This window comes from Bradyrhizobium sp. CCBAU 65884, from assembly GCF_028128835.1.
Lineage (GTDB): Bacteria > Pseudomonadota > Alphaproteobacteria > Rhizobiales > Xanthobacteraceae > Bradyrhizobium > Bradyrhizobium ottawaense.
In genome coordinates this window covers 17,804-30,102 of record NZ_LBJU01000132.1, presented here as the reverse complement: position 1 = coordinate 30,102, position 12,299 = coordinate 17,804, and the positions used below count along the sequence as shown (strand labels likewise).

At 64.5% G+C, this 12,299-nt stretch carries 8 protein-coding genes; 6 read left to right on the top strand and 2 right to left on the bottom strand.

Annotated features, from left to right (window positions below; genetic code table 11):
* Positions 1-51: 51 nt before the first annotated feature.
* Complete coding sequence (locus tag XI03_RS34960; protein ID WP_152102471.1) at positions 52-501, bottom strand: cupin domain-containing protein; 450 nt, start codon at positions 499-501, stop codon at positions 52-54.
* A 188-nt stretch (positions 502-689) separates the two neighbouring features.
* Here XI03_RS34960 and XI03_RS34955 point away from each other — a divergent pair, with 188 nt between their 5' ends.
* A complete protein-coding gene (locus XI03_RS34955; RefSeq protein ID WP_271594634.1) occupies positions 690-1,715 on the top strand; it encodes an AraC family transcriptional regulator in 1,026 nt (341 codons plus the stop codon).
* 10 nt (positions 1,716-1,725) lie between these two features.
* Here XI03_RS34955 and XI03_RS34950 read toward each other — a convergent pair whose 3' ends face one another.
* Positions 1,726-3,591, bottom strand: a complete 1,866-nt coding sequence (locus tag XI03_RS34950; RefSeq protein ID WP_271594633.1) for an ATP-binding protein — start codon at positions 3,589-3,591, stop codon at positions 1,726-1,728.
* Positions 3,592-3,826: 235 nt separating this feature from the next.
* Between XI03_RS34950 and XI03_RS34945 the strand changes: the two genes are divergently transcribed.
* From XI03_RS34945 to XI03_RS34925, 5 genes are all read left to right on the top strand, one after another.
* Positions 3,827-5,155, top strand: a complete 1,329-nt coding sequence (locus XI03_RS34945) for an NAD(P)/FAD-dependent oxidoreductase (protein WP_271594632.1) — start codon at positions 3,827-3,829, stop codon at positions 5,153-5,155.
* An 8-nt stretch (positions 5,156-5,163) separates the two neighbouring features.
* Positions 5,164-6,090: a 2-hydroxyacid dehydrogenase gene (locus XI03_RS34940; protein ID WP_271594631.1), complete on the top strand. Its 927-nt coding sequence runs from the start codon at positions 5,164-5,166 to the stop codon at positions 6,088-6,090.
* A 434-nt stretch (positions 6,091-6,524) separates the two neighbouring features.
* Entirely contained in the window at positions 6,525-7,040 is a 516-nt protein-coding gene (locus XI03_RS34935) for a hypothetical protein (RefSeq protein ID WP_271594630.1), read from the top strand.
* A 322-nt stretch (positions 7,041-7,362) separates the two neighbouring features.
* The gene (locus XI03_RS34930; protein ID WP_271594629.1) at positions 7,363-10,692 is read left to right on the top strand and encodes an adenylate/guanylate cyclase domain-containing protein; all 3,330 of its coding nucleotides are present in this window, start codon (positions 7,363-7,365) and stop codon (positions 10,690-10,692) included.
* A gap of 317 nt (positions 10,693-11,009) precedes the next feature.
* Complete coding sequence (locus tag XI03_RS34925) at positions 11,010-12,290, top strand: HlyD family efflux transporter periplasmic adaptor subunit (protein WP_240536535.1); 1,281 nt, start codon at positions 11,010-11,012, stop codon at positions 12,288-12,290.
* Positions 12,291-12,299: the final 9 nt, after the last annotated feature.

Here is a 12,299-nt window from a genome sequence, read left to right as displayed (position 1 = left end):
GGCGCGGCCGGCGGACCTGCAAGCAGATGAAAGTGGACGAGGGGGCCGCGCCTAGTCGTTGGCCTCGGGCGGCAGGAAGTCGACCTCATGCAGCGCCGAGACGCGCACGACTTCGGCAGGGTCCGTCAGATTGTGCAGCTGGTTGAACAGCGCCTCCAGCTTCTGCATCGGCGAGACCCAGAACAGCGCGCGGCACGGCTTGTCGGACTTGTTGAAATAGCCGTGCGGAATGCCGCGGGGCATGCGCACGAGGTCGCCGGCATGGGCCTTGACCCATTTGCCGTCGAGCTTGAGGTCGAGCGTGCCCTCCTGCACCAGGATGAATTCGTCCTGGGTCGGATGGATGTGCACCGGCACGAACTGGCCGGGATCGCTGTTGGTCTCGAACGCGAAGGTGGAGTCGGTGACGGCCTTGGGGAAGTAGACCTGGCCAAGAATGTTCCAGCTCTTGCCGCCGTAGCCTGTGCCGCTAGCGGTAATGCCCTTTTCGAGTGCAGTCATGGCGCGCTCCTGTTGGATTCCGGCGTGAATGGAGCTTCAGCCAGCGGTGGGGTGCCTGTCTATCCGCTAAACGAATCCGCGAACGCCTGTTGCCATGCAGCATGACGATTTCGCCGGCGCTGCCCTTTTCGCGTCCGGGGAACTATTATAGGCTTAAAGCAATTCCCTGACGCGAAGCGTGGTCGACCATGTCCGCAGCCGTGCTGGAAATGAGCGCAAGGGCGCCCGCGGCCGAACGGCTCGCGGACTTCGCCCGCGTCACCACTGACGATGTCGACGAAGCGGCCGAACAGATCGGGCGCATCTTCTGCCCGCACGATCTCAAGCCGGCACGGCTGCGCGCCTCCGGCTTCTCCGCCCGGCACAATTGCGCTGATTTCGACGGCTTTTCCATCAATTACGTCGCCTATGACGGATCGGTCGGCATCGACCCCGGCTGCCTCGAGCGCTTCTTCCTGGTGCAGGTCCCGCTCACGGGCACGGCCTACATTCGCGCCGGCACGACCGAGCTTGACGCCGCGCCGGAGCGGACGGCGTCGCTGCTGTCGCCGACGATCCCGACCCGAATGATGTGGCGCGACTGCGCGCAGGCGATCCTGCTGTTTGACCGCCGCATGGTCGAGCAGCGCGCCGCGGCGCTGTCGGGCAGGGCATCAGGCACGGTCGAGTTCGATCCGGTGATCGATTTGGACGCGCCGACCGGGCGGGCGCTGCGGAGCAGCCTGGCCGAGCTGATGATGCTTGCCGAGCGTCTCGGTCCCTCCCGCCGGCTGTCACCGGTCGCGATGGCCGATTGGCGGGAGCTGCTGCTCGATCACCTGCTCAATGGCCAGCGCCATGGCCTGTCGGATGCGATTCAGAACTTCTCCGGCCAGGCCGAGCGTCTGCCGCGCGCGCTCCGCGCTGCGCGCGACCACCTGGCGGACAATGCCGGCGAGCCGCTCGACCTTGTGCAGCTCGCCTGCGCCTCCGGCATCGGGATCCGCGCGCTCCAGCTCGGCTTCCGCCGTCACTTCGGCCTGTCGATCTCGCGGATGCTGCTCGACATGCGCCTCGCCGGTCTGCACGCCCGCCTGGCGCAGGCCGCGCCCGATGCCTCCATCACCGACATCGCCTTCGATCTCGGCTTCACCCATCTCAGCCGCATGGCCGGCGCCTATCGCGAAAAATTCGGCGAGACGCCGTCGGCGACGCTGCGACGAAGGATGAGCTAGCGCGAGAGAGCTATTTCCGTGGCCGCGTTCTGCCGTTGTCTTCCGCCGCCTGTTTGCGCAGGAACGCCTCGACATCGGCCTGCACCGAATAGGGCGTCGGGATCGCGTCGCCGGCGGAATCGACGGCGGTGTCGAGGCAGCGGCGCAGCATGCGTGCGAGCTCGGCCTTGCGATAGGGCTTTCTCAGCAGCGGCGCGCCCATCGTCGCGCGTCCCTGTGCGTGCAGCGAATCGTAGGCGTAGCCCGACGTGAACAGAACCCGCAGGGAAGGGCGCGCCGCCACCATCTGCTCGGCGAGCTCGCGTCCGTTCATGCCGCCGGCCATCACGATGTCGGTGAAGAGCAGGTCGAACGGCTTGCCTTCGGCCGCAATCGCAAGCGCCTCGGTCGCATTGGCGGCTGGGATGACCTTGTAGCCGAGGCCTTCGAGCTGGACCGTGACGTAGTGGCGGACGTCGCGGTCGTCTTCGACGCAGAGGACGGTTTCCTTGCCCCCGATGATCTTGCGGTCGTCATAGCCGGTCGGGCGCAGCGCGCTCGCCTCCGCCTTCGGCAAATAGAGCGTGAAGATCGTGCCGCGGCCTTCTTCGGAGGCGACCTTGATGCCGCCGCCGGACTGCTTGACGAAGCCGAACACCATGCTGAGCCCGAGTCCGGTGCCCTTGCCGACCTCCTTGGTGGAGAAGAACGGATCGAAGATCCGCTCCAGGATGGCTTGCGGAATGCCGGTGCCGGTGTCGGCGATCTCGATCTCGACATAGTCACCCGCATAGCCGGCGCCGACCGCGACCGCCTCGCGCACGCCGAACACGACGTTGCGCGTCGTCAGCGTCAGCCTGCCGCCGTCCAGCATGGCATCGCGCGCGTTGATCGCGAGGTTGAGCAGTGCCGAGCTGAGCTGGCCGCGGTCGGCGTAGGCGAGCCAGACGTTGCGGTCGAGCCGGGTGACGATCTCGATCTTCTTGTCGAAGGTCGCCAGCAGCAGCTTTGCGAGCTCTTCCAGCAGCTCGTTGACGTCGATCTCGGCCGGCTGCAGCGCCTGCTTGCGGGCAAAGGACAACAGGCTCGACGTCAGCGCGGCGCCGCGATCGGCGGCCTCGCTGATCAGCTTGGTGATGGTCGCAAGCGGCGGGTTGTCCCTGACGGCGTCGGCGAGGATCTCGATCGTGCCTGTGATCACCGTGAGCATGTTGTTGAATTCGTGCGCGATGCCGCCGGTGAGCTGCCCGACCGCTTCCATCTTCTGGGACTGGACCAGTTGCTCCTCGGCCGCACGCTTCTGGGTGATGTCCCGGACGAAGGTGTTGATGAGGGTGCGCCCTGCGAGCCGCATGACCGTGCTGGAGGCCTCGGCCAGGATCCGGTCACCGTTCCGGTGGATCAGGGCGAGCTCGAAGCGCAAGCCGGACGGGGTGTCCGACAATTCCGGCACCAGCCGCGCCATGCGCTGCCTGAAGGCGGCGCGCAGCGGCTCGGCGACGATGAGATCGACGACGTCGGCGCCGAGCGCCTCCTGGCGCGTCCATCCGGTCAGGGCCTCAGCCTGAAAGCTCCACTCCAGCACGGCGCCGCTGTCGTCGATCTGAATGAAGGCATCGAGCGCGGTCTTGATGACGGCTTGTGTCATCTGTGCGCTGTCGCTGCGCGCCCGCGCCAGCTCGGTCGATTGCGTGGCGGCGCGCTTGTCCTCCGATCGCTCGATCGCGCGGGCGCAGAGGCGAACCATCAGCGCCGCAACGGCAGCGCTTGCCATTAGGGCAACAAGCTGGGGAATGCCGAAGCCGGCTCCGGCCATGGCATAGGAGGCGAGGAGGGCCGCCGCGGTCACCACGACCTGTGCGGCCATCGCGAGTGTCAGAAGCCCCCTGAGTTTCATGGTCTCCCACCAAAGAAGACTACCGCATCGGGCCGCCCGGTCCCGGGTGCCGCTTTGATGTGAGCTACAGACTCCGCGCGGCGGCGTCGAGGGGCAATTTGCGGTGGTGTCGGCCGCCAGCCTTTCTCCGGCCTCAACCTGCGGGCGAATCGCATGGCGAGGAGGCGCGCATACAAGCAATGCGATTGACAGCTGTATTCAGTCATGTTCGTTCGAACTGAACTCAGGAGTGCCCATGTCCCCGCCGCTCAACCGGATCAACAGCGACGGACGCCTGCCGCAGCAGGTCGATGTCGTCGTCATCGGCGGCGGCGTCATCGGCGTCTCCGCGGCCTATCATCTGGCGAAGAAGGGCCTTTCGGTCGCGCTGGTCGAGAAGGGCCATGTCGGCGGCGAGCAGTCGAGCCGTAATTGGGGCTGGTGCCGCCAGCAAGGCCGCGCGCGCGAGGAGATTCCGCTCGCCCGTGAAGCGTTGAGGCTCTGGGAGGACATGCAGAACGACGCCGGCGTCGATGCCGGCTTCCGCCGCACCGGCGTGCTGTTCCTGACCAAGAGCAAGGACGAGCTTGCGAGCTGGGAGCGCTGGGCCGCGGTCGCGCGCGAGATGCAGGTCCACTCCACCGTCCTGACGCCGGCGGAGGTCGCCGAGCGCATGCCGGGCAATACCGACACCTGGGTCGGCGGCCTGCACACGCCGAGCGACGGTCGCGCCGAGCCGTCGATGGCGGTGCCCGCGCTCGCCACCGCCGCGCGAAAACACGGCGTCACCATCCATCAGGGCTGCGCCGCGCGCGGGCTGGAGACGACGGGCGGGCGGGTCAGCGCCGTCGTCACCGAGAAGGGCACCATTCGCACGCAATCCGTGCTGCTGTCGGGCGGCGCGTGGTCGTCGCTGTTCTGCCGCCGTCACGGCATCGAGTTGCCGATCGGTCTCGTCAACGCGACGGCCTGCCGGACCACGCCGGGACCGGAGATCACCTCGGGCGCGCTGGGCACCGATCTCTACTGCGTCCGCCGCCGCCTTGACGGTGGCTTTACGCTGGCGTTGCGCAACCGCGGCACGGTGGAGCTGTCGCCCGATTTGTTCCGCTATGCGCGCACCTTCTGGCCGACCTATCTGCATCGCAAGAACGGACTGAAGCTGTCGTTGGGCAAGTCCTTCTTCGACCAGATCGTGCGCGGCACCAGCTGGAGCTTTGACAAGCCGTCGCCATTCGAGACCGAGCGCGTCCGCGATCCCGAGCCCGACATGTCGCTGGTGAATGCTGCGCTCGCCTCATTGATCAAGGCCAACCCTGAACTCAAGGATGTCGAGATCGCGGAAGCCTGGGGCGGCACCATCGACTGCACGCCCGACACGATCCCGGTGATCTCGCCGGTCGACGCGCTGCCGGGCTTCTTCCTCGCCACCGGCTTCTCCGGCCACGGCTTTGGCATCGGCCCCGCCGCCGGCAAGCTCGCCGCCGACATCGTGACCGGCACCACGCCGCTGGTCGATCCCATGGCCTACAGCCACAAGCGCATGATCGACGGCCGCCGGCTCGCGCCGGTCAGCCCGTTCTGAGGGCTCGCATGACGGTTCTCTACAAGGCCAACATGGTTCGCGGCGCCGAGTGGGCGCGCTTCTTCGCGGAACGCGCGCCCGACGTCCCATTCCGGCTCTGGCCTGACATCGGCGATCCCGCTGATATCCGATATCTCGTGGCGTGGGTGCCGCCCGACGACATCGCGACGACGTTCCCCAATCTCGAGCTGGTCTTCTCAGTCGGCGCGGGCGTCGATCAGTTCGATGCCACCAAAGTCCCGGCGCACATTCCACTGGTCCGCATGCTGGAGCCCGGCATCGCCGAGACCATGGTGGAGTACGTCACCATGGCTGTGCTCGGTCTGCATCGCGACCTCCTCGATTTCATCAATCAGCAGAAGCAGCAAGTCTGGCGCGAGATCCGGATCACGCCGGCGAAACGGCGGCGTGTCGGCGTGATGGGACTTGGCCAGCTCGGCCAGGCCGTGCTCGAACGGCTCAAGGCGTTCGGCTTTCCGCTGTCGGGGTGGAATCGCTCGGCGCGGAAGATCGAGGGCGTGATCTGTTACGCGGGTGCTGACACCTTGCCGGATTTCCTCGCACAGAGCGACATCCTCGTCTGCCTGCTGCCGCTGACCGACGAGACGCGCGGCATCCTCAACGCGGATTTGTTCGCACGCCTGCCGCGCGGTGCGTCCCTCGTCAATGTCGGACGTGGCCCGCATCTCATTGAGGCCGATTTTCTTGCGGCGCTCGACAGCGGCGCGCTATCCGGCGCGGTGCTCGATGTCACCGAGCCCGAGCCGCTGCCTGAGGGACATCCGTTCTGGCGCCATCCCCGCATCCTGCTGACGCCGCACAATGCCAGCATGACGACGCCGGACACGGCTGTCGATTTCGTGCTCGATGTCATCGACCGTCACCGCCGCGGCGAGGAGTTGCCGGGGCGTGTCGATCGCAGTCGCGGTTACTGAGGTGAATGGGAACACCAGCAGCCCCGGGCTCCTCTTACCTCTCATGCTCAAGGGATGATGGATTCCCGTCGTCTCCTTCGACGTCGCTTGAGGCGCGACGATGAGGATCTGTCCTCCTGAAATTGTGACTGGATGGAGCGACAGGGAACTGCGGCATGTGAATTGCCTCATATTCCATCACTCTCTTTTCGAGCTATCACTCCCGCAAGAAATTGTCGCACCCGGCGCCAACTGACAGACACGGGTGAGAGACAATGCCTGCGAAGCCGCGTGCTCGCAGCTTTGGATTGGCTCTCGTCTTGGTCACGAGCAAGCCAACCCCATCACTCAGCAAAGATCTTTCAGAAATTGGAAGCAAGGACATCGCGAAACGCGTCCACGCAGCTCCTATTCGGGGGTCGGCCGGTAGGCTGCTACTTAGTAAGGAGTACCCAATGAAGACGAGCAACGCAGCACCCAGCGCATTTTCCCTGACAAGGTACGCCGGCAATCTTCGGATCGCCCGTTCCAGTCTGATCAGGTCGGCCCATCTTCTTGAAAGAATTGGGCTTGCAGCCGTCGGGGCCTCCTGCGGCCTCTATGTGGGTGCGGCCCTATTGCGTCAGAAGGGCGGACTTTTTGAAAGCGGCTGGATCGTGCTGCTGACGGTGCTCTACGGCGCTCTCAGCTATTATGTCGGAATTGATTTGTCCCGGACGATCGCTCGGAGGTCGATTTCGAGTACCTCCGAAGAATACGATGGCTCCGAGATGGTTGAGATCATGAGTGCGGCCGGAACGTTCGGCGCAGCGATTGCAGCAGCCCTGTCCGTCAGCATCCTTGTCCTTGATCAAAACCTCCCCAACGGCCTGGTAGCCTTCGTCGCCGGCTGCTGGGTGGTTGGCTCTTCGCTTCAAGTTGCGGCGGGAGCGATGGCGCGTAACTGCGAAGTGCCCGACAACAAGGACTAAAGATAATTGTGCTCACGGAAAAACGTCTGCTTGGCGTCGTGACGTGGGCACAAGCCCGGTACCGGGATCAGGCTTAGGGCCTGAAAGCGAGTGACCGACGACTCATCGCAACTTCTGTCGTCCAATGCGGCGTGCAGACGATTTTTGGTAGCGCAGCCGCTCGCATCAAACAATGTCCCAGCGTGGAAGCGGTATCGGTACCGAGCAACCTAAGTTATCGCGCAACAAACAAGACGTGCCATCATGGTGAGGTTGGGATATTGTCCCTGCGCGCCGTGGTCCAAAATTCTGCTCACCGCCAACCACACGATCGGTGGAGCCAATGCAGATTGCGGAGTGGCTCGAGAAGCTGGGGCTTGGGCAATACGCAGAGCGTTTTGTCCAAAATGGGATCGACATGGGCGTCCTTCCCGAGCTGATGGTCGAGGACTTCGACAAGCTCGGAGTCCTGCTCGGGCATCGCCGCAAAATGCTGCGTGCGATTGCCGACCTTGATCCAGCCGCGTTGATCGCATCGCCGGCGCCTCCTCACGACGCCGAGCGTCGCCACCTCACTGTCATGTTCTGCGATCTGGTCGGCTCGACTGCGCTCTCGGCGCGTCTCGATCCCGAGGATATGTGGGAAGTGATCCGGGCCTATCGCGCCGCCTGCGCGAGCGTCGTTGCTGCTTATGACGGCAGGATAGCCAGGTTCGTCGGTGACGGAATACTCGTCTATTTCGGCTATCCGCGCGCCCACGAAGATGATGCGGAGCGCGCAGTGCGGGCCGGCCTGGACACTATCTCCGCGGTTCGCCAGCTCAAGATGGGCGCCGACGAACGGGTTGAACTGCGGATCGCAATTGCGACCGGGCTTGTGGTGGTCGGCGACCTCATCAGCGGAGATGCGTCAGAGGAGCGCGCAACCGTCGGCGATACACCAAACCTCGCTGCCCGGCTCCAGAGCCTGGCGGAGCCGGGAGCGGTCGTCGTTGCCTCGTCGACGCGCCGGCTGCTCGGTGATCTCTTCACGTTTCGCAACCTCGGCCGCCGCGAGGTCAAGGGGATATCCGAACCCATCGCGGTCTGGGCGGTCGAGGGAGCGCCCGCATCGGAAAGTCGCTTCGAGGCGGTCCATGCGGCGCGCTCGATCGGCTTTGTCGGCCGCAAGGAGGAGATCGAACTCACGCTCTCGCGCCAGCGGTTGGCATGGCAGGGGCACGGGCAGATGGTGCTGATTTCCGGCGAAGCCGGCATCGGCAAGTCGCGCATGGTCGCAATGCTGTCCGAAAGCCCCGTGTTGGGGGCGCACCGCCGGGTGCGATATCAGTGCTCGCCGTACCACACCAACAGTGCGCTTCATCCCTTTGTCGCGCAACTCGAGCGCGCCGCCGGCATTTGCTCGCACGACACGCCCGGGCAAAAGCTCGACAAGCTCGAGGCGATGCTGGCGCTTGGAACGCAGCAGGTTGCCCGGGCGACAGCGCTCATTGCGGCACTGCTTTCGATCCCAACCGGCGACCGTTATCCGCCGCTCGGTCTGAGCCCGGCGCAGCTGCGGCGACAGACATTTGCCACCCTTCTCGATCAGCTCGAGGGATTGGCGCGAGAGCAGCCCCTGCTGATTGTCTGCGAGGATATGCACTGGGCCGATGCCACGACACTCGAACTGTTCGATCTCGGGGTCGATCGGATCAGGGGGCTGCCGATACTCGTGCTCATGACATCGCGGCCGGAATTCGAGCCCTCCTGGTCGGGCCTTGCCAACGTCAGTCTGTTGCGGCTCGACCGGCTCGACCGGCAGGACACGCGCGCGCTGGTCGAGCAGGTGACCGTTGGTCGCCAGCTGCCACGCGAGATGCTGAAGCAGATCATCGACAGGACGGATGGCGTCCCGCTCTTCGTCGAGGAATTGACCAAGATGGTGCTGGAGTCCGGATGGCTCGTCGAAGGTGCCGGGCGCTATCGCCTCGAAAGTCCGCTCCCGCCGCTGGCTATTCCCGCGACGCTGCAGGATTCGCTGATGGCGCGGCTCGACCGACTTGCTCCGGTCAAGGAGGTAGCGCAGATAGGCGCCGCCATCGGCCGCGATTTCTCGTACGCGCTGCTGAGATATGTGGCGGGACGCGATGATCTGACGCTGAGCGCTGCGCTGGGGCAACTCGAAGAGGCCGAACTGCTGGTGTGTCGCGGGGCTCCGCCCGAAGCAAGCTATAGTTTCAAGCACGCTCTCGTTCAGGAGGCGGCCTATGAGAGCCTGCTCAAGAGCAAACGGCAGGTGCTTCACACGCGCATCGGTGATGTCCTGCGCGAAAAGTTTCCAGCCGTCGCCGAGACTGAGCCGGAAGTTCTGGCGCACCACTTCACCGAAGCTGGGCTGAACGAGGTCGCCCTCGAGTGGTGGCGCAAGGCGGGCCAGCAGGCGCTGAAACGCTCGGCCTATTCCGAGGCGATTGCGCATCTCGGCAAGGCGATTGCCATTGCCGATGAGTTGCCCGACGAGCCTCGCCGGATGATGAGCAGGCTGCATCTTCAAATCGCCTATGGCCGCGCATTACGGGGCAGCCTCGGCCACAGTGCTCCGGAAACGGTCGCGGCATGGACGCGTGCGCGCCAGTTCGCAGCCGACATCAATGATCCCGTTGAACTTGCGCCGATCCATTCGGGCCTCTTCAATGCCTGCCTGACACACGGCGAACTCGCTCCGATGCGGGAGCTGGCGGATGCCATCAAGAGCGCGGCCGACCGACGACCGGACTCGCCGGTGGCCGCCGTCGTTGCACATTGGACCGGCGGGGTGACCTGTTGGTTCGGGGGCGACTATTTGAACGCGAGGGTGCATCTCGAGCAGGCACTGGACATCTATGGCGCCGAGCCGGATCCAGCGACGTTCAGGGCCTCGGCGCTGGATCTTCCGTTCGTGATCATGAGGTTTCTCGCCTTGGTGCTTTGGCCGCTTGGCAGGATCGCCCGGGCACGCCGCCTCGCCGCCGAAGCGGTGAGTGCTTCCGGAGAAAAACGGGCGCTTTCCCAGGCCAATGCGCTTGTGCATCGAGCCGTGTTCGACGGAGTATGCGGCGGCATGTTGCAGCAAACAGAGACGATCCTGGCGCTCGGTCTCGCGCGCGACCACACGATGCCGCTGTATGTGGCCGCGGGCACCTACCTGAACGGCCTGGCCAAGTGGCGCGACGGCGACCGAGCCACTGGACTTACGGAAATGCGCCGCGGCTGGACCTTGCTACACGAAAATGACTGCTACCTCTGTGAACCGTTTTGGGGGATGCATGTCGCCATGGCGGACGCAGAGTCGGGCCAAGTCGAAACCGGGCTGGAAATCCTGAGCGAATCGATCGCATGGGTGGCGCAATCCGGCCAGCATTGGCTCGATGCCGAGCTGCACCGCGTCTATGGCGAGCTTTTGTTGCGTCAGGATCCTCCAGACGAATCCGGTGCCGAAGATGCCTTCGAGCAAGCGCTGCAAATCGCACGACGCCAGCAGGCGAAGACGTTCGAGTTGCGCAGCGCCCTTGGACTTGCTCGCCTGCACAAGACAAGGGACCGAGCGGGCGCGGTCTCTGAAGTGCTTGCTCCCTTGCTCGCCGAGTTCGATGCGGAGCGAAATCTTCCCGAAGTCGTAGAAGCGAAAGAGCTGCTTGGGAATGGGCGTTAGCCGCGCCGCCATTCGATCGGCGCAAACGCCGCGCCGACTTCAAGCCGGAATGGGTCGAGATCTTGATCCTCGGCTCGGCAGCCGTAGTTATCCGGTTTTGACACAGCTTAACCTGTTGTGGTGAATGCTAGATATGCTTCTCGTGGTTGCGAAGGCGAGTCTGCCGCGGCGGCGAATCCTGATTTCGGCTGGCGGCAATGTTGTCGGATTGCTCCTTGCCTCAAGGCGCAGACGTCATCCCAGCGCCGGGCCATGCGGCGATTGGCTTGCCTTCGCTGCGGCTGGCGCAGCGACCAAAGCCCATTGGAGATCCAGTCGTGGTTCGTTTGCACGTCGAACGTTTCATTCGTAGCCGGGTTGTTCGTCGAGCCCTGGCGCTCGGGATCATCGCGCTGAGCGGATGGGCCCTGTTGCCGTATGTGACCTACCGAATCGCTCCCTCCGCATTCGTCAATGCCGAGCTCATGCGGGTGACTGCACCCTTCGCGGGTCAGCTCTCGCCTGATCTTCCACGCAAGGGTGAATATTTCCAGCAGAGCCGGGTGGTGCCGATGGTCGGGGCGCGGTCGCCGGATCGCCGGCACCTCATGGACCTCGATCAGCAGCTTGCCATGTCCACCAAACGCGCCGAGCTCGCACGTCGGCAACTCGAGGAAATCGCCGGGCTCGATCGCAAGCTCGGCGAGCGCAGCGAGGACTATCGTTTGGGGATGGTCGCGCGCCTGAACCACGAGATCGGCGAAACGGAAGTTGAAAAAGGCGGCTGTCTCGCCGAGGCGCGGCAGCGGAACGATGTCGCGGGCCGGATGGAGAGGCTCGTGAAGCTCGGCATCAGTTCGCAAATCCGCTCCGGTGAGGCCCAGGCCTCGCAGGAGGCAACCGCAACGCGGTGCCAGATGGCCGATGAACGCCTGCAGCGCCTCAAGACCGAGTTGGGGGCGGCCGAGAAGGGCATTTATCTTCGTGGCGACGCCAATGACGTGCCGTATTCTCAGCAGCAGCGCGAGCGGCTTGTCCTCCGCCGCCAGGAGCTCGAGACAGACCTGTTGCAGAACAGCTCACGTGCCACGCAGCTGGCCGCGGAAATCGCAGAGGAACGCACTCGGCTCGATCGTCTCGATCACTACGATCTGTCCTTGCCCGCAGCCCATGTGGTCTGGTCGGTCGCGGCCAGCCCGGGCTCGATGGTCACGGAAGGGCAATCGGTTTTCGATTTTGCAGATTGCGAACGCCGATTTATCGTTGTTGAACTCCCCGAACGCGATTTCGAGAAGATCAAGGCCGGAGATGCGGCTACCGTGCGCCTGATTGGGAGCCGCGAATGGAAGACCGGCCAGATCCGGCAAGTCCGCGGATCGGCAGCGTACGGCGATGATCGGCTGCTTGCGGCTCGGGTGCCGCGGCCCGATCCGGGCAACATTACCGTTGAGATATCGCTTCCGCCCAATGAGACGTCGGCCGACCATAACGGCTCCTGCGATATCGGACGGTTGGCTGAGGTGCGCTTCGAGCGTAGCGCCGACGGCCTGCTACGATTGGTCAGCTCGAAGTTGAAATGGCTGACCGCGCGCCTGGAGCTCGATCATTCGTCCCTGTGAGCGAGATGT